We start from the raw sequence: 26,369 nt of genomic DNA on the forward strand, positions 1-26,369 counted from the left end.
GCCCCCGACGACGGCCACATGAGACAGTTCGCGCGGAGTGGCACCTGCAATCGCCTTGGGCTTCATCACCTGCCGCTCTGCAAAGAACGCGTGCCGCAGCGCCCGGCTTTCGGCCCCTGCCCGCATGTCCAGATGCCGTGCGCGTTCCTTTGGCTGACCCTCTGCGAAAGGCAGGGCCGCCCATTGCAGGGCCTCCAGGTTCAACAGGGGAGATTGCTGGCCCTTGGCGCGTTTCGCAATCTCGGCTGCCTTGGCCGCGTAATCCGCATCGCTCAGGGCCGCGCAGCTACGCGCACTGACCGCGACGGGGCGCTCTGGCAGATCGGCGGCGAACGCACGGGCGGCGGCCTCGGGATCGTCCACGATCCTGTCGATGCCGCCAAGCGCCAGCATATCCGTTGCAGAGTACATCCGCCCGGTGCAGGCCATCTCAATCGCTGCCTCCATGCCCACCAGACGCGGCGCGCGTTGCGTTCCCCCTGCCCCTGGGATGATCCCCACGTTGACTTCCGGCAGGCCGAACTTGGTCCCCGACGCGGCGAAACGCCAGGCGCAGCCCATGGCGATCTCGAACCCGCCGCCCAGAACGGTGCCATGCAGCAGTGCAAGAAACGGCACCTCCGAGTCCTCGATCATCTGCACCACGTCTGGCAGATGCGGCAGCAACGCGGGGCCGTCAAACTCCGACATGTCACCGCCCGCGATGAAGGTCTTGCCCGCGCATGCCAGCACTGCCAGACGCGCGCCCTGCACCTCTGAAACCGCCCGCTCCAGCCCCGCCCGCACCGCGACGGAGGTCGCGTTCACCGGCGGGCTGTCGATAGTGACCCAGGCAATATCCCCGTCTTTTCTGACAGTTACTGGCAAGTCGGCGGTCATTACGGTGATCCCTCCCTCTCGGTGTTGCGGAATTTATTGACCAACCGTTCGGTTTATGCAAGAGATTCCTGAGCGAGGGAGGAGAGGCCGCAGATGAGCGACACGGTATTGGTGACGGACCACGGGGACTGGCGTGAAATCACGCTCAACCGCCCCGACCGGCTGAACAGTTTCAACGAGGAAATGCACCACGCCCTGCGCACGGCCCTGTCTGATGCGCGTGACGCCGGAGCCCGTGCGATCCTGCTGACCGGCGCGGGCCGAGGCTTCTGCGCCGGGCAGGATCTGGGCGACCGCGACCCCTCGAAGATGGATGGCCCACCGGATCTCGGCCACACCGTCCGCACCTTCTATGCCCCGCTCGTCCGGCTGATCCGTGACATGCGCCTGCCGGTTGTCTGCGCGGTGAACGGCGTCGCGGCAGGCGCGGGCGTCAGCCTTGCGCTGGCCTGCGACATCGTGCTGGCGGCAGACAGCGGCAAATTCATCCAGGCCTTCAGCAAGGTGGGTCTTGTCCCCGACACCGGCGGCAGCTGGCACCTGCCCCGCCTTTTGGGCGAGGCGCGCGCCAAGGCACTGGCCATGACGGCAGAGCCCCTGCCCGCCCGAACCGCCGCCGACTGGGGCCTGATCTGGCGCACCTACCCCGACGATCAGCTGATGGACGAGGCCCGTGCCCTGACCGCCAAGCTCGCCAACGGCCCGACCCTTGGCCTTGGCCTAACGAAACACTGCATTCAGGCCGCCGCCACCAACACGCTCTCCGATCAGCTCGATCTTGAAGCGGACGCCATGAAAACCTGCGGCGAAAGCGCCGATTATGCGGAGGGCGTCAGCGCCTTCCTGTCGAAACGCCAGCCGGAGTTCAAAGGCCGATGACCCCCGAAACCCGCGCCCGGAAATCCGCCGAGGCCATGTGGGCCGACGACAATGCCTCCCCCTGGTTCGGCATGGAACTCGTGGAGGTGACGGAAGGCCGCGCCACATTGGCCCTGACCGTGGAACCCCACCACGCCAATGGCCACGGGATCTGCCATGGCGGCGTGACCTTTTCGCTCGCCGACAGCGCCTTTGCCTTCGCCTGCAACAGCCGCAACCAGAACACGGTCGCCCAGACCAATACCATCACCTATATCGCACCGGGCCGCATCGGCGACCGGCTGACCGCCGTGGCCCGGGAAATCAGCCTGACCGGCCGCAGCGGCATCTACGACGTGACCGTGACCAACCAGGACGGCACCGTGATCGCGGAGTTCCGGGGCAATTCCCGCGCGATCAAGGGCCAGTTGTTCGAGGAGTGAAACCGACATGAAAGACCTCAGCCCCCGCAAGGAAGAGCTCGACCCGATCGAGATCGCCTCGATCGACGAGATCCGCGCGCTGCAACTCGACCGCCTGAAATGGTCCGTCCGCCACGCCTATGACAACGTGCCGATGTACCGCCAGCGCTTTGACGCGGCGGGTGTGCATCCCGATGATCTGAAACAGCTTTCCGATCTGGCGAAGTTCCCCTTCACCTACAAGACAGACCTGCGCGACAATTATCCCTTCGGCCTGTTCGCCGTCCCGCGCGACCAGATTTCCCGCATACACGCCTCCTCCGGCACCACCGGGAAGCCCACCGTCGTGGGCTATACGAAAAACGACATCAGCAATTGGGCAGACCTCGTTGCGCGCTCCATGCGCGCCTCCGGCACCCGCGCGGGTGACATCGTGCATGTGGCCTATGGATATGGCCTCTTTACCGGCGGTCTCGGCGCGCATTACGGGGCCGAACGGCTTGGCGCGACGGTGGTTCCGGTGTCCGGCGGCATGACCGAACGGCAGGTGACGCTGATCAACGATTTCAAGCCGACGACGATCATGGTCACGCCCTCCTACATGCTCAACATCCTCGAACAGTTCCACAAACTGGGCCTCGATCCGCGCGAAAGCAGCCTGGAGGTCGGCATTTTCGGGGCCGAGCCCTGGACCGACGCGATGCGGAAAGAGGTCGAGCAGGCTTTCGACATGCACGCGGTTGATATCTATGGTCTTTCCGAGATCATGGGGCCGGGTGTGGCCAATGAATGCGTGGAAACCAAGGATGGCCCGGTGATCTGGGAGGATCACTTCCTGCCTGAGATCATCGACCCCGAAACCGGCGAAGTGCTGCCCGATGGCGAGCTTGGCGAACTGGTCTTCACGACGCTCACCAAGGAAGGCCTGCCGATGATCCGCTACCGCACGCGCGACCTGACGCGCCTTCTGCCCGGCACGGCCCGCAGCATGCGGCGGATGGAAAAGATCACCGGACGCTCCGACGACATGATGATCCTGCGCGGCGTCAACGTCTTCCCGACCCAGATCGAGGAACAGCTGATGGCCACCGGCGGCCTCGCGCCCCATTTCCAGATCGAGCTCTACACCGCGGGCCGGATGGACGCGATGCGCGTGCATGTAGAGGCGCTGCCCGATGCCACCGATGAGCTGTCGAAAACCGCCGCCTCGCGGATGCTGTCCAAGCGCGTGAAGGATATCGTCGGCATCTCGATCGAGGTGAACGTGGGCGATCCCGGCGCGGTGGCGCGCAGCGAGGGCAAGGCCAAGCGCGTCGTCGACAACCGCGAGAAGGGATAAGGCGTGGCACGGACAATCGCGAAAGACCACGACCAGAAGCGGGACCAGATCTTGCAATCGGCGGCCAAGATCTTCGCCACCGAGGGGTTCGACCGCGCCTCGATGGCGAAGCTGGCCAAGGAATGCGGGATCTCGAAGGCGAATATCTACCACTACTATGACAGCAAGGACGCGATTCTATTCGATATTCTCGACAGTTACCTGTCTGACCTTCGCGACCTGATCCTTGCGACGGATGTAGAGGGCCTCGACCCCGAAGACCGTCTGCGCCGCGTGATCCGGGACGTTCTGCGCGCCTATCAGGGGTCGGATTATGAACACCAGGTGCAGCTCAATGCGCTCTCTGCCCTGCCCGAGGATCAGCAGGACCGCATGCGCGCCTATCAGCGGGACATGGTGCGCTATCTCTCCGACTGCATCCGCGCCGCCGCCCCGCAGGTCTTCGGCGACGACCGCGCCAAGCTGCGCGCGGTTACCATGTCGGTCTTCGGCATGCTGAACTGGTACTATATGTGGAACGGCGGCGCCGGGCCTCAGGCCCGTGACGCCTATGCCACGCTTGTTGCGGACCTGACGCTGAGGGGCCTTCCCGGTATCTGAGGGCTTGCCGAGATCGCGCTCTCGGGGCAGGCTGCGCGGGGTCGGGCCGTTCACACCCGACGCATCCCGATCAGGAGCCACGCCCATGTCCCGCCTGCAGGAAATCGCACGGCAGCCCGGAGCTGCCGCGGTCGCCATCGTGATCGGTGGCGCGATGTGGGGGCTGATCTGGATTCCGATCCGCGCCATCGAACAGGCAGGGCTGCCGGGGGCCTGGGCCGGTTTCTCGCTCTACTTCGCGGCCGTCGCCCTGATGATCCCGGTTCTGCTGTGGCTCAAGGCCCGCCCCCTTGCGCATCTTGCGGTGCTGGTGCCCTGCGGCTTGCTGACCGGCTGCGCCTTCAGCCTCTATTCCACCAGCCTCGTCCTGACGGATGTGATCCGATCCGTCCTGCTGTTCTATCTCTCTCCGATCTGGAGCACGGCCCTCGGCCTTGCCTTCCTGGGGGAAAGGCTGACCCCGGCCAGGATCGGCGCGATTGCACTCGGGATTGGCGGGCTGGTGGTGATGATGGGCGTCGGGGCGATTGGGCGCGGTCCCAATCTGGGGGATATTCTGGCGCTGATCTCGGGGATGAGCTGGGCACTCGGATCCTTCTTCCTCTATCGCGCGGGCACGGTTGCGGTGGCCGAACAGGTCTTCGCCTTCGTCTTCGGCGCATTGGTCGTGACCGGCGCGACACTCCTGATCGGCGGGGGCAGCCTTGGCGGCAGTTTTGCCCTCACCCATGTGATGGGCGCGGCCCCGTGGTTCCTGATCGCGGGCCTTGTTGTCGTTCCCATGCTCTTCCTGACCATCTGGCCAGCGACCGTCCTGACCCCCGCACGGCTCGGGCTTCTGTTGATGAGCGATATCGTCGTCGGCGTGATCTCAGCCGCGCTCTGGTCGGGCGAACCGTTCGGGTGGCGAGAGGGGATTGGCACGATGATGATCGTCGGCGCCGGATTCGTGGAGGTTCTGGGGCACAAATCACAGGATTGACCTGTCCTGCACCCAGATTTTGATCAAATCGCGGATTCAAGCCTTTCAATCACCTTCTGTTTTTAGCAAATCTCCACTATATTGGCTCCATGAACACGCCAAGCCTGAACACGCTCCGCGCCTTTGACGCGGCAGCACGCCACAAAACCCTTGGCGCAGCCGCGCGGGAACTTCAGGTAACGACAGGCGCTGTATCACAACAAATCAATCAATTAGAAGCTACACTTGAAGCAAAGCTTTTCGAACGGCACCGCCGCGGTCTGCGCCTGACAGAGGCCGGCTTGCAGCTACACAGCCCCATCGAACAGGCCATGGGGTTGATTCAACAGGGTATAGATTCACTAAAATCACGATCCATGCGGATTTCCGTCGCCCTCAGCCCCTCTCTGGCCGCAAAATGGCTGATTCCGTCCCTGTCGGAGATCGCGGAAACAAACCCGGAAATCGACCTTCAGATCATCACAGCGCAGGCCCCGGATCAGAGCGATGCAGAGTTCATCCTGCATCTCGGCGCGCCGCCTTCCACCACCGGGCGGAAGGTCGATCTGCTCTGCGAAGCCCCGCTGGTCGCGGTGGCCGGTCCCACGCTCATCGCCCGCGCGCCGGTGATCGCGCGGGAAAGCTTCTTCGCGCAATACATTCTGATCGAGGATGCCAGCCGCCCCTGGGCCAAGTGGCTGTCCGAAAGCGGCACGACCTTCCAATCACATCAGGTCGCGCAGACCGCCCTTGCCCTCGATGCGGCAGAGGCGGGAACCGGCATCGCCCTTGTCCCCGCAATCATGGCAAAAGACGCCCTTGCCGCCGGGCGTCTCGTGAAACTGAAGGAGTTTCCGCCCGAACCGGGCCACGGACTCTACCTGATCCGCCCCGCCAACACACCTGCCAGCGCGGCACGGCGCATCGTCGAGGACTGGATCCGCAGCGCCGTCTAGGCCGCGTTCAGGCCCACGCGGGACAAAGCCGCCCCGGCCTCTGCCTGCCATCGCGAAAACAGCTCACCTCGCGACGCATGGCGCAGCCCCATGGCGCGCAGTTGGTCGAACCGGGCGGGGTCGCCCTGCCCGAAACTCGCCGCCACACGCGGCCACCAATAGGCGACAGAGGCTTGCAGCGCCGCGCCCTGCCCCTCTGACACCAGCCGGTCCAGCCCTTCCTCGGCAAGCTCCGCATGGCGCAGTTCCACAGGGGCCACGGCGCGGAACGCCTCGGCCAGTGGCTGATAGCTGACCATCTGCATATCCGCCAATTGCGCCACCACGGCGCGCCCCATCAGCAGGTTCATCACCACCGCATCGCCCCAGCCATCGAGCGGATAGTTGAAGACGGCCAGCCGCATGTCATGATCGCCGCGCACAGCCCCGATATCGGCGTCCCGCGCCAGACGCGCGGTCCAGGGGTGGTGGTTGGCATAGCGCGCCGTATCGACGCCAAATTCGCCCATCACCCGCAGCACCTTGTCCGCGTGATCGGTCTTTTCCAGCACGATCCGCGCCGCCGCGATCCGTTCCTTGATGCCGGGGCCTGCGTTGATCACATCGGCAAAGCCTGCCGCCCCCGCCAGTTCGCTGTCGACGAAGCTGGCCATCAGCTTCATCAGCTCCGCCCGGTAGCGCGGCGGCACATTGGCGGGGCTGGTCAGCACGCCGCCCTGGGCCAGATACTCCTCGATCTTCATCTCCATGATCCGGCCTCCTTACTGGTCAAAATCCACGACCACGCGGTCGGTGACGGGGAACGATTGGCAGGACAGGACGTAGCCCTTGGCGACCTCGTAATCCTCCAGCGCGTGGTTGGCGACCATCTCGACCTCGCCCTCCAGCACCCGGCAGCGGCAGGTCGAACAGACCCCGGCCTTGCAGGCATAGGGCGCGTCCATGGCGTTTTCCAGCGCCGCGTCCAGCACGCTGATATCCTTGCCCACGGTCAGCGACCGGGTGGAGCCATCGAGCGTCACCGACAGGGCCGCCTGATTGGCGGCACTTCCCGCGTCCTTCGACACGACCCGCCGCGCCAGCCGCCCCGGTTGGGCAGAGGCGAAGAGCTCGAACTTGATCTGCGCATCATCCAGCCCATGCGCCCTCAGCGCCTTGGCGATGCCCAGCATCATCGGTTCCGGCCCGCAGATGAAGGCCGTATCGACGCTGTCGATATCCACCCAACCCGTGCGCACTAGCTGCGCGACCTTCTCCTCGGTCACGAGGCCCGTAAACAGGTCAATCTCCTGCGCGTCGGTTTCCAGCACGTGGATCACGTTGAAGCGCCCCATATAGAGGTTCTTCAGATCCTCCAGCTCCTCGCGGAACATGATCGTGTTCACGCCCTTATTCGCATAGACCAGCGTGAAGCTGGACCTCGGTTCGGTCGCCAGAGCGGTTTTGATGATCGACAGCACCGGGGTAATCCCCGACCCGCCCGCGAAGCCGAGGTAGTGGCGGGCCTGGGACGCATCCAGCGCCGTATGAAAGCCCCCCATGGGCGGCATCGCCTGCAGCGTATCGCCCACCTTCAGCTCTTCATTGGCCCAGGTGGAAAACGCCCCGCCATCGACGCGCTTGATCCCCACTTGCAGGATGCCCTCCTGCCTCCCTGCGCAAATGGAATAGCTGCGGCGCAGTTCCTCTCCGTCGAATTCGTGACGGAAGGTCAGGTATTGCCCCTGAATGAAGTCGAACGCCTCGGCGTCCTCGGGCTTCAGGGTCACGACAACGGCGTCGCGGATCGTCTTGTGGATGTCAGTGACGGTGAGCTCGTGAAAGCGCGCCATGGGGCTCCTCCCTTAGATGCACTTGAAATAGTCGAACGGTTCCAGACAGTCGCGGCAGCGCCACGTAGCCTTGCACGGGGTCGATCCGAACTGGCTGATCCGCTCCAGATTGGTGCTGTGGCATTGCGGGCAGCGGCTTGGGCCGCCTGCGGGTTGCGGCGGCGCGATGCCATAGTCTTCCAGCTTGGCGCGGCCCTTCTCGGTCAGCCAATCGGTGGTCCAGGGCGGCGAGATCTGGCGCTTCAGTTCCAGCTTCTCGATGCCGTGTCCGCGCAGGGCGGTCTCCACGTCCATCTCGATCACGCTGGTCGCGGGACAGCCGGAATAGGTCGGCGTCAGGGCCACGCAGAGCGTATCGCCCTGCCACGCCACATCGCGGATGATGCCCAGATCGACCAGAGAGATCACCGGGATCTCGGGGTCGGGCACGGCATCGAGCCACTCCCAGACCTGATCGACCGTGGGCTTTTCCATCACACTCACCACGCCGCGCCCGGATAGGCGCGCTGCAGCCACTGCATCGAGGTCAGCAGATGCCCCAGATGTTCGGTATGCATCCGGCCATTGCGCCCGCCCTTGTGGACGTAGTCGCCACCCGGAATGGCCAATGTGGCCTCCGCCAGTACCCGCCCGACGATATCGTCGTATTCGGCGCGCAGTTCCGCGGGGTCCGGGGCGATCCCGGCCTCTGCCAGCAACTCATCCGCCTTGTCCTTTTCGAACATCTCCCCACAATAAGGATAGAGATAGTCCAAGGCTGCCTGCATCCGCCTATGACTTTCCTCGGTTCCATCCCCAAGACCGATCACCGTGTCGCCGGAGCGTTCCAGGTGGTAAGTCACCTCCTTGTGGGCCTTCTCGGCGATGGCGGCGATGCGTTCGTCAGCCGACCCTTTCAGCCAATCGGTCATCACGAAGGACCAGGCGTCATAGAGGAACTGCCGCATCAGCGTCTGGCCGAAATCGCCATTGGGCAGTTCCACCATCAGCACATTGCGAAAGTCCCAGGCGTCGCGCAGGAAGGCGAGATTATCCGCCGTCCGGCCCTTGCCCTCGACCTCGCCCGCCAGCCCCAGCCACAGCTGCGTCTGGCCGATCATGTCGAGCGCCGTGTTGGCCAGCGCGATGTCCTCCTCCAGCACCGGGGAATGGCCGCACCATTCCGAGACCCGATGCCCGAGGATCAGCGTATTGTCCCCCATCCGCAGGAGGAATTCGAACAAAGCCTCATCGCGGGTCATCACATATGCCCCACTTCGTCAGGAATGTCGTAGAAGGTCGGGTGGCGATAGATCTTGCTTTCCGACGGCTCAAAGAGCGGGCCTTTTTCCGACGGCGCGCTGGCGGCGATATGTTTGGCCTCCACCACCCAGATCGACACGCCCTCATTGCGGCGCGTATAGACGTCGCGCGCGTTCTTCACCGCCATTTCCGCATCCGGCGCATGAAGCGAGCCGACATGCCGGTGGCTCAGCCCATGCTGGCCGCGAATGAAGATTTCCCACAGGGGCCATTCGTTTTTCATCTCAGATCCTCCTCATTCCGCCGCAACTTTGCGGGCAGCTTTCTTGCGGGCATGGGCAAGCAACCCGTCACGCACCCATTCCCCATCGTCCCATGCCGCGACGCGGTCTTTCATGCGGTCCACGTTGCAGGGGCCGTTCCCTTTGATGACATTGAAGAATTCGGGCCAGTCCGGTTCGCTGAAATCGTAATGCCCGCGCTCTTCATTCCACTTGATATTCGGGTCGGGCAGGTCGAGCTTCAGGTACTCGATCTGCGGGATGGTCTGGTCCACGAACTGCTGGCGCAGCTCGTCGTTGGACTTCACCTTGATCTTCCACGCCATCGACTGTTCCGAATGGGTCGACTCCGCATCCGACGGCCCGAACATCATCAGCGCCGGGAACCACAGGCGGTTCAAAGCATCCTGCGCCTGCCGCTTCTGTTCCGGCGTGCCGAAGGCCATCGCGCGGATCGCGTCATAGCCCTGCCGCGCGTGGAAGCTCTCTTCCTTGCAAATGCGGATCATGGCGCGGCTATAGGGCCCGTAAGACGTGCGTTGCAGCGCCACCTGGTTCACGATCGCCGCGCCATCGACCAGCCAGCCCACGGCGCCGATATCGGCCCAGTTCAGCGTCGGGTAGTTGAAGATCGACGAATACTTCATCTTCCCTTCATGCAGCAGTTCAATAAGCTCATCCCGGCTGACGCCAAGCGTTTCTGCGGCAGAGTAGAGATACAGCCCATGCCCCGCCTCATCCTGCACCTTGGCCAGCAGAATGGCCTTGCGTTCCAGCGTCGGCGCGCGGGTGATCCAGTTGCCCTCCGGCAATTGCCCCACCACCTCGGAATGAGCGTGCTGGCCGATCTGGCGGATCAGCGTCCGGCGGTAATCCTCCGGCATCCAGTCGCGCGGTTCGATCTTGATGTCGTTGTCGATCTTGTCCTGAAAGGCGCGCTCTTCCTCGGACATCTCCTCGCGCGGTTTGATCCCGTTCGAGGCGGTCTTGATCATCTGTGCATACATTTTCCCGTGTCTCCCTTCAGACCCGTTCCAGGATCAGGGCAACGCCCTGTCCCACGCCCACGCACATGGTGCACAGCGCATAGCGCCCGCCCGTGCGGTTGAGTTGATAGGCCGCCGTCAGCACCAGCCGCGTGCCCGACATGCCAAGCGGATGGCCAAGCGCGATGGCGCCCCCGTTGGGGTTCACATGAGCCGCGTCATCCGCGACGCCCAGCTCCCGCAACGTGGCCAGCCCCTGGCTCGCAAAGGCCTCGTTCAGTTCGATCACATCCATCTGTTCGATGCTCAGCCCCGCCTTGGCCAGCACCTTGCGGGTGGCAGGCACCGGGCCGATCCCCATCACGCGGGGTTCCACCCCCGCCGCTGCCATCGCCACGACCCGCGCCATGGGCGTCAGCCCGTTCGCCTTGGCCGCCGCCTCAGATGCCAGCAGCACCGCCGCCGCCCCGTCATTGACGCCCGAGGCATTGCCTGCGGTCACCGTCTTATCCGGGCCATTGACGCCCTTCAGGCCCGACAGTTTCTCGGCCGTCGTGCCGGGGCGCGGATGTTCGTCGGTATCGACCACCACGGGATCGCCCTTGCGCTGCGGGATCGCCACCGGGGTGATCTCATCGGCGAAAACGCCAGCCGCCTGCGCCGCCTCCCACCGGGCCTGAGACCGGGCGGCAAAGGCATCCTGATCGGCACGGTTGATACCATAGTCCTCGGCCACGTTATCGGCAGTCTCAGGCATCGAATCCGTGCCATAAGCCGCCTGCATCCTCTTGTTCACGAAGCGCCAGCCGATGGTGGTGTCATAAACCGCATTGGCTCGCGCAAAGGCGCTGGTGGCTTTCGGCATCACGAAAGGCGCGCGGCTCATGCTTTCCACGCCGCCCGCGATCACCAGGTCATAATCGCCCGCCTTGATCCCCCGCGCGGCCATCCCCACGGCATCCATGCCGCTGGCACAAAGCCGGTTCACCGTGGTCCCCGGCACGCTCACCGGCAGCCCCGCCAGCAGCGCCGCCATGCGCGCCACGTTGCGATTGTCCTCGCCCGCCTGGTTGGCATCGCCATAGATCACATCGTCAATCGCACCCCAGTCCACACCGGGATTGCGCGCCATCAGGGCCGCAATGGGCAGCGACGCAAGGTCATCGGTGCGGATGGAGCTCAGCGCCCCTCCATAACGGCCAATCGGCGTTCGCGTGGCGTCGCAGATGAAAGCGTCCATGTGGCGGAATCCTCCCGAAAGTCTCGCAAATAACTGACCGCATGGTCGGGATATTCCGCACAGCGATTCGTTGCAAGAAAAATGTTACACCAATCGGTGAAATTGTGAATATCTCGTAACGCATCCAGACGAGCCGAGCTAGCGACCACGGCCCTCCAAAAGACCGACCTTCCCCTTCTTCTTGGCCCAAATACTCCCGCCGGAGGCATCCGCCCTCGCCACACATCCGGCCACCTGACCCGACAGGCCGCCCTCCCCACAGATCCGTGGCAACGCGGACCGACGAGGCCTCCCGGCGCATGCCGGGGGGTTGAGAAGGGCCGCTCCCCGGTCGACGCCGGCAGGCGGCGAAATCGCCGTATCATATGCACAAGGGGTGTACGGGGGATGTACGCATGGCACCCCCCTGTTTTTCGCCTATCCGCGGCCGGTTCCGCCCGCCCCGTCCGGCACCCCGAAACCCGCATGCGCCCGCGCAATCCGGGTCAGCAGATCGGCCATCTCCGCTGGTGGCTCTGCCGCCCGGCGGGTCTTCATGTCGACATGGATCAGCAACTGCTCCACCGTCGCCGCCACCTCGCCATTGCAGCGGATCGTGTAGAACAGCTTCAGCTTCTTGCCCTTGGCCTCCAGCACCTGCGTCGTCGCGGTGATCCGGTCGCCGATCATCACCTCGGCCAGATAGCGCACATGGTTTTCCACCGTGAACCAGCTGCCCTGCGTGGCGATATAGTCGGGCGTTGTACCGATCCACAGCAGGAACCGGTCGCTCGCCTCAGACATCGCCTGCACATAGCGGCTTTCGTTCATATGGCCGTTTCCATCCACCCAGTCGGTCGGCACCTGCCGGTCCAGGGTCATCATCGGACCCATCAGGTCCGGCATCGCGGGTTCGATGGTTTTCTCGTGATCTGCCAAGACCTTACCCACGGCAGACCCACGCGCCTTCAGGCTGCGCATCATCCCGATCAGGTTGCCGTCCCGCAGGGATTCCAGCTCGGCAATCGACAGATGCCCCGACTGCGCATCGGACTGGCTGGCGATCATCTCGATCAGTTCATCGGTCAGCTCCGGCACATCCATCAGCTTGGTCCAGGGCCATTCCAGCGCCGGGCCGAACTGGCTTATGAAATGCGCCATCCCGGCAGGCCCACCGGCCACACGATAGGTCTCGAACAGCCCCATCTGCCCCCAGCGCAGGCCAAAGCCCATGCGGATCGCGTCGTCGATCTCCTCGGTCGTAGCGATGCCGTCCTTGATCAGCCACAGCGCCTCGCGCCAGACGGCTTCCAGGAAACGGTCGGCGATATGGGCGGGGATCTCCTGCCGGACCTTCAGCGGGAAAAGCCCCACGGTTTCAAGCAGTTCCTTGGCGCGATCCAGCATCGCGGGATCGGTCTTCTCGGACCCCACCAGCTCAATCAGAGGCAGCAGATAGACCGGGTTGAACGGGTGTGCGACGATGATCTGCTCGGGCCGCGTGGCGCAGTTTTGCAGCTCTGACGGCATGAAACCGGATGTTGACGAGCCGATGATCGCGTCCGGGTCACAGACCGACTGCACCTGCTGGTAAAGCTTTTGCTTCAGCTCCAGCCGCTCCGGCGCGCTTTCCTGGATCCAGACAGCGCTCTCCACAGCCTCGCTGATCGTGCCATGAAAGCTCAGCTTGCCCTCTGCCGGCAGCGCCACATCATAGAGCGCGGGCAACGCCTTGCGCGCGCGTCCCAACATCGCGTTCAGGGTTTCCTCGGCCGTCGGCGACGGGTCGAACACCCGCACCTCCCAGCCCATCAGCAGGAACCGCGCGGCCCATCCGCCGCCAATCACGCCCCCGCCCAGAATTGCCGCTGTCTTGGTCATTTCAATCCCCGTTCGATTCCGTGTGCCCGTCGACGGCCATGGCCTGCCCCGACACCTTGTTGCCCATATCCGACGCCAGGAAGAGCGCCATATTGGCGATGTCCTGTGCGCTCACCCATGTTTTCATCGAGACACATTGCACATAGCTGCGCCGCACCTCGTCTTCGCTGACCCCCCGCGCCCTGGCTTCATTCGCCACAACCCGGTCCATGCGCGGCCCTTCGACCGCCCCAGGGCAGAGCGCGTTCACGCGGATGTTCCAAGGGCCCAGTTCCATCGCCCAGGTCTTGGTCAACCCGATGATCCCCCATTTCGCCGCCGCGTAGGGCGAACGGTAGGGGTGTCCGAAGAGCCCGGAGGTGGAGGAGGTCAGCAACAAAAGCCCCGATTTCTGCGCCTTCATCACCGGCGCAGCACGGCGCGCGACAAGAAAGGCCCCGTCGAGATTGACGGCGAGCGTATCCTTCCACCCCTGGAAATCCATGTCCTCTACCGCAGCAGCGGGCCCGCCGATCCCGGCATTGGCCGCCGCCACGTCGAGCCCGCCGAGCATCTCCAGCGCCTCGTCGAGGAACCCGTCGACCTGGCCCATATCGGTCACGTCCACGACACGGGTCAGGATGCCGGGGTTGGCCGCGGCCATTTCCTTGCTGGCCGCTTCGTCCACGTCGCAGACCGCCACCCGCGCGCCTTGCGCCGCGAAGTTTTCGGCCATCACCCGGCCGATCCCCGCCGCACCCGCCGTGATCAGCACGCGGGCGCCGTCAAGCCCCTGCATCAGGCAGGGTCCCGCTTGGTCAGGCCAAGCTTGTCGCGCACTTCCTGCGGGCCCATGATGCGGCTGCCCATGGATTCCACGATGCCGCGCGCACGCGTCACCAGTTGTTCATTCGTGGCCAGCACGCCCTTTTCGAGCCAGATATTATCCTCCAGCCCCACGCGCACATGACCGCCCGCAAGCACGGAGGCCGCGACATAGTTCATCTGGTTCCGGCCAATCGAGAAGGCCGAGAACGTCCAGTGATCGGGCACGTTGTTGACCATCGCCATGAAGGTGTTGAGGTCATCGGGAGCCCCCCAGGGCACCCCCATGCAAAGCTGCACCAGGGCGGGGTCCTCAAGGATGCCCTCTTCCACCAGCTTCTTGGCAAACCACAGATGGCCGGTATCGAAGGCTTCGATCTCGGGCTTCACACCTGCATCGGTCATCATCTGGCCCATGGCGCGCAGGGTGCCCGGCGTGTTGACCATGATGTAATCGGCCTCGGCAAAGTTCATGGTGCCGCAATCGAGCGTGCAGATTTCCGGGCGACAGTCGAGCACATGGGCGAAGCGTTCCGACGCGCCTGCCATGTCGGTTCCGGCCTCATTGGCGGGCAGCGGCTGTTCGATGCTGCCAAGCACCAGGTCTCCGCCCATCCCGGCGGTGAGGTTCAGCACCACGTCCACATCGGCGTCGCGGATCCGTTCGGTCACTTCGCGGAACAGCGCCCTGTCCCGGTTCGGCACCCCGGTTTCGGGGTCACGCACGTGGCAATGAACAATCGCCGCGCCCGCCTTGGCGGCGGCAATTGCGCTGTTGGCGATCTGCTCGGGGCTGCGCGGCACATGCGGGCTGCGATCCTGGGTGCCGCCCGATCCGGTGATGGCACAGGTGATGAATACGTCGCGCGAAGGGGTAAGGGGCATGCTGGTCTCCGTCCTCTGGTCTGGTGTAGGAAAGCGCATGTTGCGGGCAAGCTCTTTGCGATATACGAAACATCCATGACTATTTCCGCGACACGCAAAAGAAACCCCGGAGAGCCGCCCTTCCGCATCGGCCTGCTGGTGCTGCCCGATTCCAACCTTCTGTCCATGGCTTCGGCGCTGGACCCGTTCCGCGCGGCGAACCGGCGGGCGGGGCGGAAGGTCTATGCCTGGCAAGTGATGTCACCCGAGGGCGGGCTGGTGCGGCTGACCTCCGGGCTGGAGGTGATGACCGATCCGCTGCCGCTTCATGCCGATATGGACCTGATGGTGATGGTGGCGGGCTTCCGGCTCGATGCCCATGCCACCCCGGCGCTCAGGTCCTGGCTGCGGCAGTTGCGGGGGCGCGCTATCCCCTATTGCGGGGTCGATGGCGGGCCTTGGGTGCTGGCGCGGGCGGGCCTGCTGAACGGCCACCGCGCCACGACTCATTGGGAGGATCTGGAGGCCTTCGGCAATGCCTTTCCCGAGGTCGACCCCCTGCCCGACCGCTACGTGATCGACGGCCCGGCCCTGACCACCGGTGGCGCGGCCCCCTGCCTCGACCTGATGCTGCACCTGATCCGGTCCCATCACGGGGCCGAACTGGCCGGGCTGGTCGCCAATGCGCTGCTTTATGACCCCGAGGATCGCCCCAGCCCGCAACGGCTGGTCCCGCAGGCGCGCCTTGCAGCGCTGACCCCACAGGTGGCCCGCGCCGTGGCCATCATGGAGGAGCGGCTGGAAGACCCCCCCGCCATGGCAGAGATCGCGGCAGAGGTCGGCCTGTCGCCCCGGCGGCTGGAGATGCTCTTTCGCAAGCATCTGGAAACCGGCCCCGGTGCCTTCTTCCTGCGCCTGCGACTGAACGAAGCCCGCAGGCTGGCGCTGGATACCGGGCTGAGCGTGCAGGAGATCGCCGTCAGAACCGGCTTCTCCGGCCCATCCACCCTCGCCCGCGCCTTTCGCAAGGCGTTCGGCCAGTCGATCTCGGATCTTCGTGCCGACCGCTGACGCCTAGTACGGCATCGGATGCGCCTTGTGCGCTGCCGTGATCTCGTCCAGCGCCTCCGCAGGCAGCACCATATCCGCTGCGCCCAGAATATGCTCCAGCTGCGCGCTGGTCGTGGCCCCGAAGATGGCCGAGATCGCGAAGGGCCGGGTCTGCTGCCAGGCCAGGGCCATATGCACCGGGTCCAGCCCATGGCGCGCCGCAATCTCCAGATAGGCCGCCGCCGCATCGAAGACCCTTGCCGATTTGCGCCCGCCCATTTCCGGCACCAGCGACATGCGCGACCCGGCGGGCACGGCGCCGTTCTGGTACTTGCCGGTCAGGAACCCGGCGGCCAGCGGCGAGAAGGACAGCAGCGTCACCTCCTCGTTAACCGACATCTCGGCCATATCGGTGTCATACATCCGGGCGAGCAGCGAATATTCGTTCTGCACGGTCTGAACGCGCGGCAACCCTTTGTCCTCGGACACCCGGACCCATTGCGCCGTGCCCCAGGCGGATTCGTTGGACAGGCCAATGTGGCGCATCTTGCCTTCCGCGATCAGCTTGTCGGCCTCCGCCAGCACATCCTCCATATGGGCCAGCGTCTCGGCCTTGTTCTGGCCGCGCGGGTCGTAGGTCCAGTTCTTGCGGAACTGGAACGATCCGCGATTGGGCCAATGGAGCTGGTAGAGATCCACATAGTCGGTCTTGAGCCGTTTCAGCGAACCCTCCAGCGACTCGCGCAGCGCCGCCCCGGTGATCAGCGCCCCCTCACGGGCGACCCCACCTTCGCCGCTGATCTTGGTGGCGAGCAGATAATCCCCCCGCCGCGCCGGGTTGGCTGCGTTCCAGTCGCCCAGAATGGCCTCCGATCCACCGATGGTCTCCTTGCGGACCGGGTTGACCGGGTACATCTCGGCCGTGTCGACAATGTCGATCCCTGCGGCCAGCGCCATATCCATCTGCCGATGCGCATCATCCGCCGGGGTCTGGGTGCCCCATGTCATCGTGCCGAGGCACAGTTCCGAGACCGTCTGCCCGGTCGCGCCGAAGGGAACCTGTCGCATGTTTTCCTGTCCTGTCCGTCATGTTGCTACGTCGCAACCTAGGCGCTGAGACCCCGGACGCAAGGCAGGGATTGAAGAACATTTAGCGAACATGTAGATTGACCCCATGTCCCAGGCCCTGCTGTCCCGTTCCTCTGCCCCCCGATCCGGCCCGCGCCCGCTGCGGCTTCTGGGCCGTTTCGACCTGCCCCGCGCCCGCGCGCATGAGTTTTGCGGGCCTGCCCGACGACGGCTGGCACTGCTGGCCGCGCAGGGCTGCGACGGGCCGGTCCTGTGGCTGCGCCCCGGCTGGCATCCCGACCGGCTGCATATGGACGGGGTGCGCCCGCTGATCGACCCCGCGCGATTGCTGATGGTCGACACAAGCCGCCCCGAGGATCTGCTCTGGGCCCTGGAAGAGGCGCTGCGCCCCGGCATCGTGCCGCTTGTTGTGGGCGATCTGCCAGAGCCGCCGGGCCTGACCCCGGTGCGCCGCCTGCACCTGGCTGCCGAGGCCGGGGCGGTGGCAGGCCGCGCCCCTCTGTGCCTGCTGCTGACCCCCGGCCCGGGCGGGGCTGCGGGGGTGGAAAGCCGCTGGCAGCTGACACCCGACCATGGCCCCGGCCGCAGCCGCTGGCAACTCGCCCGCCTGCGCGCCCGGCAGGCCCCGCCGAAAAGCTGGATGCTGGATGACACTGGCATCATCAACACCCAGCCCGAAAAGGCCCCCGCCGCCTGAACGTGCCTTCATCTTGGCAAAAATACCTCGGGGGAGTCGCCGCAAGGCGACGGGGGCAGAGCCCCCGAAAAACGCTCTTGCAAGAGCGTTCCCGCGATCCGGCACGCGCAGCATTGAGCGAACCCGCCATAAACGACCCCGCTGAGGTCGCCGGGGGGACAGCACCGGGCCACCGGCACCCCCAGTCTGACAAAAAAGCCAGCCCCCTGCCCCATGCGCCTTCTCGTTTCCTTTGCCGCCCTCTTCCTGTCGATCTTCCTTCTGCAGATCTCGTCGGGCGGCGTGGGGCCGCTCGATGTGCTCTCGGGCACCGTCCTGGGCTTCACCAACAGCCAGATCGGCCTTCTGGGCTCCGCCCATTTCCTCGGTTTCTTCATCGGTTGCTGGTGGGCCCCGCGCCTGATGGGGACCATCGGCCATTCCCGCGCCTTCGCGGCCTTCACCGCCGCAGGCGCCATCGGGCTTCTCGCCCATATGCTGGTTCTCGATCCCTATGCCTGGGCGCTCATGCGCGTGGCCTCGGGCCTTTGCGTGGCGGGCTGCTACACGGTGGTCGAGGCCTGGCTGCAATCCAAGGTCACCAACGAGACGCGCGGCCGCGCCATGGGCAGCTACCGGATGGTCGATATGGTGGGCTCGCTCTGCGCGCAGATGATCATCGGCTTCCTGGAGCCTGCCCATTACGTTTCCTACAACCTGCTGGCGCTGCTGTGCTGTGCGACCCTGCTGCCGCTGACCCTGTCCCGCGCGACCGAGCCTGTGACCCCCGACGCCCCCCGCCTGCGTCCGGGCATGGCCTGGGCCAAGTCGCCGCTTGCCGTCGCGGGCGTCATGGTGGCCGCCGTCTCCTCCGCCTCGTTCCGCATGGTGGGTCCGCTCTATGGCACCGAGGTGGGCCTGCGCGCCGACCAGATCGCCTATTTCCTCTCCGCCTTCGTCCTCGGCGGCGCGCTGGCACAACTGCCCGTGGGCTGGCTGGCGGACCGCTATGACCGCAGGTGGGTGCTGATCGGCATGTCCATCGCCGCCCTGCCCGCCTGCGGCTTCACCATCGCCGTCAGCGGCATGGGCACCGCCGCCGTCATGGGGGCGGCCTTTTTCTTCGGGCTGATGACTTTCCCGATCTACTCGATCTCGGCCGCCCATGCCCATGACTGGGCCGAAGATCATGAGCGGGTAGAGCTTTCCGCCGCGCTCATGTTCTTCTACGCGCTTGGCGCCATTGTCGCGCCGCTCCTGACCTCGAACCTGATCTCTCTCTACGGTCCCGGGGCGCTCTTCTCCTTCATCGCCGCCGCGCATCTGGGGCTTGTCGTCTTCGGCCTGGTCCGCATGCGCCGCCGGGCCAGCGCCAGCACCCGCGCGCCCTATGTCTGGGTGCCGCGCACAAGCTTTCAGGTCGGGCGTATCTTCCGCCGAAATCACCGCCCCTGAACCCGACCCGCGCAAGGGTTCTGGTCCTTGCGCCGCGCCTGCGCTAAACGGGGCTGCGCAAGGACGACAAAAGGCACTCCGATGGCACGAATCCTCATCACCTCGGCGATTCCCTATATCAACGGGATCAAGCACCTGGGCAATCTCGTGGGCAGCCAGCTGCCCGCCGATCTCTATGCCCGCTACCAGCGGGGCCGGGGCAATGAAGTCATGTTCCTGTGTGCCACCGACGAACACGGCACCCCCGCCGAACTGGCCGCCGCCAAGGCCGGCAAGCCGGTTGCGGAGTACTGCGCCGAAATGTGGGCTGTGCAGGCCGAGATCGCCAAGGGCTTCCGCCTCAGCTTCGACCATTTCGGACGCTCCTCCAGCAAGCAAAACCACAAGCTGACGCAACATCTGGCAGGCAAGCTTTACGAGGCCGGACTGATCCGCGAGGTCGATGACCAGCAGATGTATTCCAAGGCCGATGGCCGCTTCCTGCCGGATCGCTATGTGGAGGGCACCTGCCCCAATTGCGGCTTCGAAAGTGCCCGTGGCGACCAGTGCGACAACTGCACCAAGCAGCTGGACCCGGTTGACCTGATCAACCCGCGCTCCACGATTTCAGGTTCCACCGATCTGGAGATGCGCCCGACCAAGCACCTGTTCCTGTGCCAGTCCAAGCTGAAGGATCAGCTGGAGGCCTGGATCGACTCCAAAACCGACTGGCCGGTGCTGACCACCTCGATTGCCAAGAAATGGCTGAACGATGGCGACGGGTTGCAGGATCGGGGGATCACCCGCGATCTGGATTGGGGAATTCCCGTGAAGCGCGGCGATGAGGACTGGCCGGGCATGGAGGGCAAGGTCTTCTACGTCTGGTTCGACGCCCCTATCGAGTATATCGCCTGCGCCGCCGAATGGGCCGAGGCCAATGGCAAGACGGAGGCCGACTGGCAACGCTGGTGGCGTACCGACAAGGGCGCGGGTGACGTGCGCTACGTCCAGTTCATGGGCAAGGACAACGTGCCCTTCCACACGCTCAGCTTCCCCGCGACCATGATCGGATCGGGCGAGCCGTGGAAGATGGTCGATTACATCAAGTCCTTCAACTACCTCAACTACGATGGCGGCCAGTTCAGCACCTCGCGCGGGCGCGGTGTCTTCATGGATCAGGCGCTGGAAATCCTGCCCGCCGACTACTGGCGCTGGTGGCTTCTGTCCCACGCCCCCGAAAGCTCGGACAGCGAGTTCACCTGGGAAAACTTCCAGGCCTCGGTGAACAAGGATCTGGCCGACGTGTTGGGCAATTTCGTCAGCCGCGTCACCAAGTTCTGCCGGTCCAAGTTCGGCGAGGTCGTGCCCGAGGGCGGCGATTACGGCGATCAGGAGTTTGCGCTGGTGGCCGAGCTGGAAGAAAAGCTCGAAGCCTACGAGGCACATATGGAGGCGATGGAGGTCCGCAAGGCCGCCGCCGAATTGCGCGCCATCTGGGTCGCGGGCAACGAATACCTGCAGGCCGCCGCGCCCTGGGCCGCCTTCAAGGAAGACCCCGACCGCGCCGCGGCCATCGTGCGCCTGTCGCTCAACCTGATCCGTCTTTATGCGGTCCTGTCGGAGCCCTTCATCCCCGATGCATCGGCCACGATGCTGGCGGCGATGAACGCAGATGGCGCGGGCTGGCCCGATTCCGTGGGTGACGCGCTGGCGGTGCTGGAGGCCGGTCATGGCTTTAGCGTGCCGGATGTGCTCTTTGCCAAGATCAGCGACGAGGACCGCGAAAGCTGGCAGGAAAGATTTGCAGGCACCCGAACCTGACCGGGGGCCGCATGCGGGCGTGATGGAATGGTAGACATATCAGACTTAAAATCTGAAGGGCCCTGTGCCCGTGTGGGTTCGAGTCCCACCGCCCGCACCACAAACTCTTGAAGATCCGATTACAACCGATTGCACGGTCGCTTTTTTCGTCAAACCGCCTGCCTACTGTCCGGCGGTGCGGATCTTTTTCAGGCGTTGGGTGTGCAAGGGCACATATGCCGCGCCCGTCCAATTCCGATCTTCCGTTTTCTCATGAATGCGGCGGGTTTCCTTGGCAGAGCAGGATCAGCACCGTCAGCAGAATAGCAAAGCGACCGGCGGGACCACTGATCCGCCGGTCGCCGTGTTTTTCTTAGCGTCGATTGCTGCCGGATTACCCGAACAGTCTTTTGAACCGGTCTATGCAAAGTCGAAAGCCATCCTCGAAACTGCCATTTCCCGGATGGTAGACGCTTTCAAAGGAAATCACGCCATCATAACCATCAGCGCGCAGGGCCTCTGCCACGGGGAGGAACTGCTCGGCGAGTTGGCCTTCCCCCATCCGGCGCACTTCCAGTGTGGCGCGTGGCGTATCGACTTGGACATCCTTGATATGCACATGCCCCAGATATCCGTCCTTCACGGCGTCGTAGCCATCCGGCCAGGCCGCTTCGTGGCACCAGCAGTTATTCGCCGGATCCCAGAGCACTTTCAGCACGTCCTTTGCACCCAGATCGTCGATCAGCTTACGCCCCGTGTAGTTGGAATTCACCATTGTACCGTTGCCGGTTTCGACAACCAAGGTCACCCCGGCATCGCGCGCGACGTCGCAGGCAGGTGCAATCAGCGGCAGCATCGCGTCCCATGCCCCATGCGCCACGTTCCATTTCTCGGCGCCGTTCAGCCCCCACAGGATTTGCTCTTTCTTCGGTGTCATGATGCGGACCAGCGGGCTGCCGACCACATGCGCCATGTCGATGACGCGCTTCAGCGCGTCCATGTGGCGAGAGTGCAGCTCGTCCCCTGGCCGGTTGTCCTTGGTCATGCCCGCAAAGATGTGACGCGACAGGCAGCTGACCGGTTTGCCACGGTCGCGCAGCAGCCGGTCGATCTCGGCAATCTCGGCGGCGGAATGGTCGCCCACTTCCGTATCGCCCACGAATTGCAGTTCGGCATAGGTCAGCCCGAACTCGTCCATGACATCAACTGCATGGGACAGGTCGCGGCTGATCCCGTCACAAATGACACCCAGTTTCATCGGCTTTCTCCTATTCAGCGGTGCAGTTCCGCGCCGACGATCTCTTCGATCACCCGCGTGCAGGCCCAGTTGTCCCCGTCGGGGTATTTCGACTTTCCGGCGTGAAAGATTTGCATGGCGGTCGAGGCCATCTGCATCGGTACTTCCAGCTCTTCGGCAAGATCCATCGAGATGGTCAGGTCCTTGTGCATGGTGCCGATGCCCGACCCGGTATTGGCAAACTTGCGGTCGATGATGTTTTCCAGCGCCGTGTTGGTGCAGCCGCAGCCCGCGCCAGAGGTTGAGAAGACCCTGAACAGATGCTCGCCCTTCACACCGGCCTTGGCGGCCAGCACCGAGGCTTCGAACGTGGCCGAGAAGATCGAGCCGATAAGCGTTTGCAGGCAGGCTTTCACGGTCTGGCCCATGCCCGGTTCAGTCCCGATATGGTGGATGGTGGCCGAGACCGCCTCCATCGCCGAGCGGACCTGTGCGATGACGGCATCAGGGGCCGAGGCCATCATGGTCAGCGTCCCGCCTTGCGCGCCGGGAAAGCCACCGGATACAGGCGTGTCGATCAGGTGAATGCCGGTGCCGTCCATGGCGTTGCCGATCTCGACGGCTTCGCGAGGCCGGATGGTGGCGGTCAGCAGAATTGTGCCGCCGGGGGCCATATGCGCGGCCAGCCCGTCAGCGCCAAGGATCACGGCCTTGGCCTGATCGCCGTTCATCACCATCACGAAGGCGGCCTCGGCCCCGTCACCGGCCTGCGCCACGCTGGCAGCGGGCCTGCCGCCCATTGCCTCGAAAGCAGCCAGGCGGTCGGGGCTCAGGTCGAACCCGGCAACATCGAACCCCGCCTTGATCAGGTTCTTTGCCAGGCCCGAGCCCATGTCACCCAATCCGATCACACATATGCGTTTCATGCATCTTTCCTTTTCTGCGCGCGCAGGCGCGGTCCATCAGATCGGGGGTTTCAGCACCCGTCTTGCGACGGTGCGCGGCACGTCCAGCAGACACCCCGGTGCCAAATTCCAGTCGCGCCTACGGTCCCATGACAGCATCCGGGATCCACAAGACCAGTTCGGGGAAGACGCAGAGCAGACCCAGAACCACCACATTGGCCATCAGGAAAGGTGCCGCCCCCAGGAAGATCTGGCCAATCGGCAAGCGGCAGATCGCAGCGCAGACGTTAAGGCAATTCCCCACCGGCGGCGTGCAGGCCCCGACGGCGAGGCCCGAGACAAGGACCACACCGAAATGCACACCGGACACGCCAAGGTTCTGGGCAACGGGCAAAAGTACCGGCGTCAGCAGCAGAATGGCGGGGCTGACATCTATGAAGGTGCCCGCCAGCAGGATGAGCACGGCAGAGACCAGCAGGAAAGTGGTCGCGTCCAGTCCCAGACCCTCGACGAAATCGGCCAGCTGATCGGGCACGCGTTCCAGCGCCAGCACCGTGATGAAGACCTGGCTGAAGGCGATGATCATCATGATCTTGGCAGACATGATGATCGCGTTGCGCATCGCGCCGGGCAGATCCTTGATGACGGTGAACCCGACAAGGAAGAACCCGATGATCAACCCGTAGACCGCCGCCGTGCCCGCCGTTTCCGTTGGCGTGACAAAGCCGAAGACGACCGAGCCCACGATCAGTACCGGCATGATCACCACGGCAGCGGATCGGCGCGCCTGGCGCAGGGCTTCTTTCATTGTGAAGGGAACGACCTCTGTCGGGTAATCCCGTGCCTTTGCGATACGCCAGACGATCACCAGTTGCAGTAGACCCACCATGATGCCGGGGATGATGCCGCCCAGAAACAGCCGACCGATCGATTCCTCGGCGGCGATGGCGTAAATGATCATGGGCACCGAGGGCGGGATGATCATGCCCATGGTGGACGAGGCGACCGTGATCCCTGCCGCAAAGCTGCGCGGATATCCGCGACGTTCCATTTCCGGGATCAGGACGGACCCGATCGAGGCCGTATCGGAGGCCGACGAGCCGGAAATGCCACCGAAGATCATCGAGCCCACCACATTCACAAGGCCAAGACCGCCCTTCATCCGCCCCACGAAGAAGGTGGACAGGTCCAGCAGGCGTTGCGTGATGCCGCCGGAATTCATCACCAGCCCCATCAGGATGAAGAACGGCAGCGACACCAGCGGGTAATTGTTGATCCCTGCGAAGAAGCGCTGGATCACGAAGCCAGTTCCGAAAGGCGCTTCGATCATGAAATAGGCCAGGCTCGCCAGGCCAAGCGCATAGGCGATCGGAACCCCGATGACGAGCAGAAGGAGAAGGGCACCGAACAGGATCAGCATATCAATCCTCCGGCATCCACAGACGGTCCGTTTCGATCTCGCCCCCGAGGGCAAGCACGATCTTGACCAGGCTGAACAGCACCCCAAGCCCACAGGCGATCGGTACAACCACGAACACATAGGCCTGCGGCATGCCGAAGGGCTGCCAGATGTTCCGGCCCGGTCCGGCGATCCAATCGAAGGACAGGTAGACAAGCGCCCCGTTCATGAAGGCAACCAATGCAAGGCCGAGGATATAGAAGGCCAGCGTCACCGGGCGTGGCAGCGCCTCGATGAATACCGTGATGGCGATATGTTCCCGCCGGCTGATGGCCACGGCGCCGCCCAGGGCGCTGGTGGTCAGGAAAGCGATCTTGACCAGTTCATCCACGCCATAGATTGCCGCATCGAAGGGACGCATCAGTACCTTCGTCACGACGATCACAAGAAACACCGTGAAGAGAACGATCATCACGTTCTCGATCAGGCGGGCCAACCCGGCCTCAAGCGCAGCGAGCTGTTTCATGCGAGGTGCCTTTCGCTAGAGACGACTGCGCGAGGCCCAAGCGGACCCCGCACAGCCGGAGGGAGAGGAACCCTCAGCCGCAGGACTGCGCTGCTGCGCGGGCTGCTGCGACATCTTCGGCGGTGAAATGACCCGCCTCGATCATCTGCTGGTAGACCGGTTGAACGCGGTCCTGGAACTCGGCCAGCGCTTCGGGCGTCAGCGTGTTGATCTCCATATGCTCTGCCAGATCCTCAATGACCGCCGTTTCCGCCTCTCGGTACAGCTGGTCGGACATGGCCAGCGCCTCGACAGCGACCTCGTCGAAGATCTGCTGAAGATCCTGGGGCAGGCTCTCATACCAGGCCAGATTGACAATCAGCGGATCGGGGCCGGTCATGTGGTTGGTCAGCGACAGATAGTCCTGAACCTCGTGAATATTGAAATCCCAGATGTTCTGTGGCGGGTTGTGCTGGCCGTCGATCACCCCCTGCTGGAAGGCCTGATAAGCCTCGGAGAAAGGCATCGCCACCGGAACCGAGCCAAGCGCGGTGCCGGTCGCGATCATCAGGTCGGATTGCGGTTCACGAATCTGAAGGCCTTCAAGATCAGACACTTGCGTGATGGGCCGCACATTGGTCGTATATGCACGGAAGCCCTGGCTGATGCCGGTGGCCGGAATGTGGTAGCCGTTCGCCTCGGCCCGTGCCTGCACACCGTCGGTGAAGTCGGACGCGACAAGGCACTGCATCTCATCCCAGCCCGATACGAGGAAGGGCAGCTGATAGATGTTGAACGCGCCCGACGCATCCGCGAAGAAACCGCCCCGAGTTCCCTGCAACAGCCCCGACGTCACCTGGTCCATCATCTCGCGTTCATTCCCAAGCGTGCCGCCAAAGAAGCTTTCCACCTCGATTCGACCGCCGGAACGCTCTTCAAGCTGTTCTTCGAAATAGATCATGGATTGCGAGCGGATCGAGCTTTCCGGTTGCTCATTGCCATAGCGGAACGTGAATTCCTGCGCCGCCACAGCGGTACTCAGCAAGGCAAGGCTGGCCGCGCTGGCCAGAAGGTGCTTTGAAATCGTCATTCATTCCTCCCTGGATCATCCTCGCCCCGAGACCGAGACGGGTTGTGGCATCGGTATTCC

General features: G+C 64.1%; 27 protein-coding genes, 1 tRNA gene and 1 pseudogene. 12 read left to right on the forward strand and 17 right to left on the reverse strand.

Going from position 1 to position 26,369, the window contains the following annotated elements; all coding sequences use genetic code 11:
* On the reverse strand, positions 1 to 879 hold an 879-nt coding region (locus RBB16_RS08505; protein ID WP_306045752.1), incomplete at its 3' end, for an enoyl-CoA hydratase/isomerase family protein.
* A gap of 93 nt (positions 880 to 972) precedes the next feature.
* Here RBB16_RS08505 and paaG point away from each other — a divergent pair.
* The 7 genes and pseudogenes from paaG to RBB16_RS08535 all read left to right on the forward strand — a co-directional run bounded on the left by paaG (position 973) and on the right by RBB16_RS08535 (position 6,015).
* A complete protein-coding gene (paaG, locus tag RBB16_RS08510) occupies positions 973 to 1,758 on the forward strand; it encodes a 2-(1,2-epoxy-1,2-dihydrophenyl)acetyl-CoA isomerase PaaG (protein WP_306045753.1) in 786 nt (261 codons plus the stop codon).
* Positions 1,755 to 2,180 (forward strand): hydroxyphenylacetyl-CoA thioesterase PaaI, encoded by a 426-nt coding sequence (gene paaI / locus RBB16_RS08515; RefSeq protein WP_306045754.1) that lies wholly within the window; start codon positions 1,755 to 1,757, stop codon positions 2,178 to 2,180. The genes paaG and paaI overlap by 4 nt, the downstream gene beginning before the upstream one ends.
* A gap of 7 nt (positions 2,181 to 2,187) precedes the next feature.
* Positions 2,188 to 3,498, forward strand: a complete 1,311-nt coding sequence (paaK, locus tag RBB16_RS08520; protein WP_306045755.1) for a phenylacetate--CoA ligase PaaK — start codon at positions 2,188 to 2,190, stop codon at positions 3,496 to 3,498.
* A gap of 3 nt (positions 3,499 to 3,501) precedes the next feature.
* A complete protein-coding gene (locus RBB16_RS08525) occupies positions 3,502 to 4,098 on the forward strand; it encodes a TetR/AcrR family transcriptional regulator (protein WP_306045756.1) in 597 nt (198 codons plus the stop codon).
* A gap of 85 nt (positions 4,099 to 4,183) precedes the next feature.
* Positions 4,184 to 5,080, forward strand: coding sequence for a DMT family transporter (locus RBB16_RS08530; RefSeq protein ID WP_306045757.1), 897 nt, complete (start codon positions 4,184 to 4,186; stop codon positions 5,078 to 5,080).
* Positions 5,081 to 5,169: 89 nt separating this feature from the next.
* Positions 5,170 to 5,349, forward strand: a pseudogene (locus tag RBB16_RS20655) (LysR family transcriptional regulator); the annotation flags it as partial.
* A gap of 87 nt (positions 5,350 to 5,436) precedes the next feature.
* Positions 5,437 to 6,015, forward strand: coding sequence for a LysR substrate-binding domain-containing protein (locus RBB16_RS08535; protein WP_306045758.1), 579 nt, complete (start codon positions 5,437 to 5,439; stop codon positions 6,013 to 6,015).
* Here RBB16_RS08535 and RBB16_RS08540 read toward each other — a convergent pair.
* The 10 genes from RBB16_RS08540 to RBB16_RS08585 form a co-directional block, all read right to left on the reverse strand.
* Positions 6,012 to 6,764 (reverse strand): Phenylacetic acid catabolic protein, encoded by a 753-nt coding sequence (locus tag RBB16_RS08540; RefSeq protein WP_306045759.1) that lies wholly within the window; start codon positions 6,762 to 6,764, stop codon positions 6,012 to 6,014. The two genes, RBB16_RS08535 and RBB16_RS08540, sit on opposite strands and share 4 nt — an antisense overlap.
* Before the next feature lie 12 nt (positions 6,765 to 6,776).
* Positions 6,777 to 7,847, reverse strand: coding sequence for a 1,2-phenylacetyl-CoA epoxidase subunit PaaE (gene paaE, locus RBB16_RS08545; RefSeq protein WP_306045760.1), 1,071 nt, complete (start codon positions 7,845 to 7,847; stop codon positions 6,777 to 6,779).
* A 12-nt stretch (positions 7,848 to 7,859) separates the two neighbouring features.
* Entirely contained in the window at positions 7,860 to 8,321 is a 462-nt protein-coding gene (paaD, locus tag RBB16_RS08550; RefSeq protein WP_306045761.1) for a 1,2-phenylacetyl-CoA epoxidase subunit PaaD, read from the reverse strand.
* A 5-nt stretch (positions 8,322 to 8,326) separates the two neighbouring features.
* The gene (paaC, locus tag RBB16_RS08555; protein WP_306045762.1) at positions 8,327 to 9,088 is read right to left on the reverse strand and encodes a 1,2-phenylacetyl-CoA epoxidase subunit PaaC; all 762 of its coding nucleotides are present in this window, start codon (positions 9,086 to 9,088) and stop codon (positions 8,327 to 8,329) included.
* Complete coding sequence (gene paaB / locus RBB16_RS08560; protein WP_071690859.1) at positions 9,088 to 9,372, reverse strand: 1,2-phenylacetyl-CoA epoxidase subunit PaaB; 285 nt, start codon at positions 9,370 to 9,372, stop codon at positions 9,088 to 9,090. Before paaB ends, paaC begins: the two co-directional genes overlap by 1 nt.
* A gap of 12 nt (positions 9,373 to 9,384) precedes the next feature.
* On the reverse strand, positions 9,385 to 10,377 hold the full coding sequence (gene paaA, locus RBB16_RS08565; RefSeq protein ID WP_306045763.1) for a 1,2-phenylacetyl-CoA epoxidase subunit PaaA: 993 nt from the start codon (positions 10,375 to 10,377) through the stop codon (positions 9,385 to 9,387).
* A gap of 16 nt (positions 10,378 to 10,393) precedes the next feature.
* Positions 10,394 to 11,596 (reverse strand): 3-oxoadipyl-CoA thiolase, encoded by a 1,203-nt coding sequence (gene pcaF, locus RBB16_RS08570; RefSeq protein WP_306045764.1) that lies wholly within the window; start codon positions 11,594 to 11,596, stop codon positions 10,394 to 10,396.
* 417 nt (positions 11,597 to 12,013) lie between these two features.
* A complete protein-coding gene (locus RBB16_RS08575; protein ID WP_306045765.1) occupies positions 12,014 to 13,456 on the reverse strand; it encodes a carnitine 3-dehydrogenase in 1,443 nt (480 codons plus the stop codon).
* A gap of 1 nt (position 13,457) precedes the next feature.
* Positions 13,458 to 14,234 (reverse strand): SDR family oxidoreductase, encoded by a 777-nt coding sequence (locus RBB16_RS08580; RefSeq protein WP_306045766.1) that lies wholly within the window; start codon positions 14,232 to 14,234, stop codon positions 13,458 to 13,460.
* Entirely contained in the window at positions 14,234 to 15,145 is a 912-nt protein-coding gene (locus tag RBB16_RS08585; protein WP_306045767.1) for a 3-keto-5-aminohexanoate cleavage protein, read from the reverse strand. The genes RBB16_RS08580 and RBB16_RS08585 overlap by 1 nt, the downstream gene beginning before the upstream one ends.
* A gap of 75 nt (positions 15,146 to 15,220) precedes the next feature.
* Between RBB16_RS08585 and RBB16_RS08590 the strand changes: the two genes are divergently transcribed.
* Entirely contained in the window at positions 15,221 to 16,195 is a 975-nt protein-coding gene (locus tag RBB16_RS08590; RefSeq protein WP_306045768.1) for a GlxA family transcriptional regulator, read from the forward strand.
* Positions 16,196 to 16,198: 3 nt separating this feature from the next.
* Here the strand turns inward: RBB16_RS08590 and RBB16_RS08595 are convergent, their stop codons facing one another.
* The gene (locus RBB16_RS08595) at positions 16,199 to 17,242 is read right to left on the reverse strand and encodes an aldo/keto reductase (protein ID WP_306045769.1); all 1,044 of its coding nucleotides are present in this window, start codon (positions 17,240 to 17,242) and stop codon (positions 16,199 to 16,201) included.
* Positions 17,243 to 17,348: 106 nt separating this feature from the next.
* Between RBB16_RS08595 and RBB16_RS08600 the strand changes: the two genes are divergently transcribed.
* From RBB16_RS08600 to RBB16_RS08615, 4 genes are all read left to right on the forward strand, one after another.
* Positions 17,349 to 17,960: a hypothetical protein gene (locus tag RBB16_RS08600; RefSeq protein WP_306045770.1), complete on the forward strand. Its 612-nt coding sequence runs from the start codon at positions 17,349 to 17,351 to the stop codon at positions 17,958 to 17,960.
* 213 nt (positions 17,961 to 18,173) lie between these two features.
* Positions 18,174 to 19,394: an MFS transporter gene (locus RBB16_RS08605; RefSeq protein WP_306045771.1), complete on the forward strand. Its 1,221-nt coding sequence runs from the start codon at positions 18,174 to 18,176 to the stop codon at positions 19,392 to 19,394.
* An 81-nt stretch (positions 19,395 to 19,475) separates the two neighbouring features.
* The gene (gene metG, locus RBB16_RS08610; protein ID WP_306045772.1) at positions 19,476 to 21,194 is read left to right on the forward strand and encodes a methionine--tRNA ligase; all 1,719 of its coding nucleotides are present in this window, start codon (positions 19,476 to 19,478) and stop codon (positions 21,192 to 21,194) included.
* 13 nt (positions 21,195 to 21,207) lie between these two features.
* A tRNA-Leu gene (locus tag RBB16_RS08615) sits at positions 21,208 to 21,294 on the forward strand.
* 273 nt (positions 21,295 to 21,567) lie between these two features.
* Here RBB16_RS08615 and RBB16_RS08620 read toward each other — a convergent pair.
* From RBB16_RS08620 to RBB16_RS08640, 5 genes are all read right to left on the reverse strand, one after another.
* Positions 21,568 to 22,431 (reverse strand): sugar phosphate isomerase/epimerase family protein, encoded by an 864-nt coding sequence (locus RBB16_RS08620; protein ID WP_306045773.1) that lies wholly within the window; start codon positions 22,429 to 22,431, stop codon positions 21,568 to 21,570.
* A 14-nt stretch (positions 22,432 to 22,445) separates the two neighbouring features.
* Positions 22,446 to 23,336 carry an NAD(P)-dependent oxidoreductase gene (locus RBB16_RS08625; RefSeq protein ID WP_306045774.1) on the reverse strand — a complete coding sequence of 297 codons (891 nt, stop codon included), beginning with the start codon at positions 23,334 to 23,336 and terminating at the stop codon, positions 22,446 to 22,448.
* Positions 23,337 to 23,454: 118 nt separating this feature from the next.
* Positions 23,455 to 24,735, reverse strand: a complete 1,281-nt coding sequence (locus RBB16_RS08630) for a TRAP transporter large permease (RefSeq protein ID WP_306045775.1) — start codon at positions 24,733 to 24,735, stop codon at positions 23,455 to 23,457.
* A gap of 1 nt (position 24,736) precedes the next feature.
* Complete coding sequence (locus tag RBB16_RS08635) at positions 24,737 to 25,240, reverse strand: TRAP transporter small permease (protein ID WP_306045776.1); 504 nt, start codon at positions 25,238 to 25,240, stop codon at positions 24,737 to 24,739.
* Positions 25,241 to 25,313: 73 nt separating this feature from the next.
* Complete coding sequence (locus tag RBB16_RS08640) at positions 25,314 to 26,309, reverse strand: TRAP transporter substrate-binding protein (protein ID WP_306045777.1); 996 nt, start codon at positions 26,307 to 26,309, stop codon at positions 25,314 to 25,316.
* Positions 26,310 to 26,369: the final 60 nt, after the last annotated feature.

This window comes from Nioella sp. MMSF_3534 (genome assembly GCF_030732985.1).
Lineage (GTDB): Bacteria > Pseudomonadota > Alphaproteobacteria > Rhodobacterales > Rhodobacteraceae > Nioella.